General features: G+C 48.9%; 1 protein-coding gene. It reads right to left on the reverse strand.

The features are described 5' to 3' along the window. Window positions 1–315: AMP-binding protein (locus tag HFE01_RS26610; RefSeq protein ID WP_167442922.1), on the reverse strand; the 315-nt coding region annotated here is incomplete at both ends.

Below are 315 nucleotides of genomic sequence, written 5' to 3' on the forward strand. Positions count from 1 at the left end.
CCTGTAGCCTCTTATCTTTACCTGATGGTCGATCCTGCCCAGATATTCTAGGTTGCCGTCAGGCAGCCACCTTGCCAGGTCACCTGTCCTGTACATCCTTTCACCCGGTGCGAATGGGTTTGCTGCGAATTTTTCTTCTGTAAGTTCCGGTCTGTTCAAGTACCCTCTTGCCAGTCCATCCCCTGCTATACATAGTTCTCCCGCTACTCCTATCGGCTGCAGGCCCTTTTCCTTACTCACAACATACAACTTAATGTTATCTATGGGCTTTCCTATAGGTACAAGCTCCAATTCTTCTTCCGTAGAGCAGCCAAA

It is taken from the genome of Paenibacillus sp. EKM10P (genome assembly GCF_011800655.1).
GTDB classification, from domain to species: domain Bacteria; phylum Bacillota; class Bacilli; order Paenibacillales; family Paenibacillaceae; genus Paenibacillus; species Paenibacillus polymyxa.